Origin of the sequence: Kitasatospora sp. MY 5-36, from assembly GCF_001182915.1 — a bacterium.
Classification (GTDB): domain Bacteria; phylum Actinomycetota; class Actinomycetes; order Streptomycetales; family Streptomycetaceae; genus Kitasatospora.
In genome coordinates this window covers 1-2,160 of the sequence record NZ_LFVW01000844.1, presented here as the reverse complement: position 1 = coordinate 2,160, position 2,160 = coordinate 1, and the positions used below count along the sequence as shown (strand labels likewise).

Sequence of the window (2,160 nt, the reverse complement as noted above, 5' to 3'; positions counted from 1 at the left end):
CCCGCCGGTACGCCGCGGTGCGGACCCGCAGCGGGGCGGGCTCGGCCGCCGCGGCCGGGCGGGTGGTCACCAGCAGGGCGGGCGCGGCCGGGGCGGCGGGGCGCTCCAGGCCGAGCGCCGGGTCGTACACGGTGACCCGGACGATCACCGGCGCACCGTCGGCGGGCAGCACCGCGCCGATCCGCTCCCGCACCGCCGCCCGGTCCAGCTCGGCGCCGAACAGCACCCGGCAGTCCCGGACCAGCCGGTCCAGGTGCAGGGCCAGACCGCGCACCCGGCCCGCCTCGGCGCGCAGGGTGGTGAAGTGCCCGTAGTTGAGCAGCCCCAGCGCGGCCAGCCGCGCCGGGTCGGCGGGGGCGCCGTCGATCTCGATCTCAGCCATCCCCCGAGTCTGCCAGCTGCGGGGACCCGGGCCGCGGCGCGGAGCCCGGCAGCGCGGACCGCGGGGGCACTGACTGCGGCGGGACGGACTCCGGCGACGCGCCCTCCGGCAACGCGCTCTCCGGCAGCGGCACCGGGCGGTACGGGCTCACCACCCGCCGGCCCGCCGCCCGGGCCACCCGCTCGAACTCCTCTATCCGGTACGCCAGGCCCTCCGGCTCCCCGGCGTCCGACCAGCGCCACGCCTCCGCCCACCACTGCGGGCCGCGCACCAGCGGTCGGCCGGCCAGCGCCAGGTACAGGGCCAGCGTGGAACGGGCGTACTCGTGCACCCAGCCGTCGCAGCCCCGGTAGTCCGCCGTCTCGTCCAGCCGCAGCCAGCGGCCCTCCTGCCCGGCGGCCAGTATCGGCACCCAGCCGCGCAGCCGGTCGGCGACCAGCAGGAGCAGCCGGCCGTCCTCCTCCCGCACCCGGTGCAGGGGGAGTTGGGGCATCCGGGCGAAGGAGAGCGAGTGCTTCCAGCCCACCACCCACAGGCCCCGGCGCAGGTAGTAGCGGACCGCCGGCTGCCAGGTCCAGTGCGCCTCCAGCCGGAACCCCGGCAGGCCCTCGGCGGTGGCCGCCGCGTACACCTCGTCCAGCGCGGCGGCGGCCAGGCCCCGCCCGCGCGCGGCCGGGGTCACGTAGAGGGAGGAGACGGCGAGCTGGCTCGGGCCCTTGGTCCAGTTGTCCACGGCGACGGTGCCCACCACGGCGCCGTCGTCGTCCTGGATCCAGTAGCGCCGCCGGTACAGCTCACCGCCCGGCCACTCCCGCCCGCTCTCCCCCAGCCGCTCCCGCCAGGCGCGCTCCGCCGGCGGCGCCAGCCCGTCCGGGTCCACCAGCTCGCCCAGCCCGCCCTCCACCAGGGACGCCAAGTCCCAGAGCGCGAACCGCCGTTCGTCCCCCGGCCCGGCCGCCCGAAGCCGCGGCCCCGCCGCCAGCCGGTCCTGCGCCCGCTCCACCGCCGCATCCCACGACCTCACCACAGGGCGAGGATAGCGGCGCGGCCGGGACGATCAGTAATCCGGCCGCCACCGAATGTCAGTGCGGGGAGCGGGAGGTGGCGCCGACCCCGCCCCGCCGCCGGGCCGGCCCCGAGGACGGCGCCCGCCACCGGCGGCCGTCGGGGCGGGGTAGGGAAAACCCGACCACGAGACTCGACCTGGCCGTGATGACCCCGCCGAGCTGCGGCGATGCAATGAAGCGGTGACGAAACGGGCGTGGTGGTGGTGCGGCGGGTGGCTGGTCGCGGCGGGGTGGGCGGGGGCGTTCCCGGTGGTGTCCGGGCTCGGTCCGCACCGGAGTTGGGGGGCCTGGGCGGCCTGCGGGTACCTGCTGGCGGCGCTCGCCGTGGTGCTGGTGCGGCGGCGCGGACGTGAGGTCTCGGTGGCGGTCGCGGCCCTCGGGGCGGTGCTGGTGCCACTGCTCCTGCTGGTCCTGGACGGGCGGGGGCAGAGCGAGGTCGGGGTGATCGAGCGCTCCGGGTCGCTGCTGCTGCACACCGGCACGCCGTACCTGGCCGAGCCGCGGACCGTCGAGGAGTACACCCCGTACCTCCCCGGGATGGCCCTGCTGGGCCTGCCCCGGGCGCTGCTGGACGGCACCCCGCTGGGCGGCTCGCCGCTGGGCGACGCCCGGCTGTGGTGCGCGGCGGTGTTCCTGGTCTGCGTGCTGCGGACGGTGCCCGCCGGGCGCCGGCTCGGCGCCGCCGCGCTCACCGCCTCGCCGGTGGTCGCG

At 78.2% G+C, this 2,160-nt stretch carries 2 protein-coding genes and 1 pseudogene; 1 reads left to right on the top strand and 2 read right to left on the bottom strand.

Annotated elements, in window-relative coordinates:
* Both AE652_RS37060 and AE652_RS37055 read right to left on the bottom strand, forming a co-directional pair.
* Positions 1-382, bottom strand: a 382-nt coding sequence (locus AE652_RS37060) for an aminotransferase class IV (RefSeq protein WP_049659579.1), incomplete at its 3' end; no start/stop codon positions are given.
* Positions 375-1,406 carry a GNAT family N-acetyltransferase gene (locus AE652_RS37055; protein WP_159028664.1) on the bottom strand — a complete coding sequence of 344 codons (1,032 nt, stop codon included), beginning with the start codon at positions 1,404-1,406 and terminating at the stop codon, positions 375-377. The genes AE652_RS37055 and AE652_RS37060, both read right to left, overlap by 8 nt.
* Positions 1,407-1,629: 223 nt before the next feature.
* On the opposite strand from AE652_RS37055, the pseudogene AE652_RS37050 reads away from it, so the two are divergent.
* Positions 1,630-2,160: pseudogene (locus AE652_RS37050) on the top strand (hypothetical protein); the annotation flags it as partial.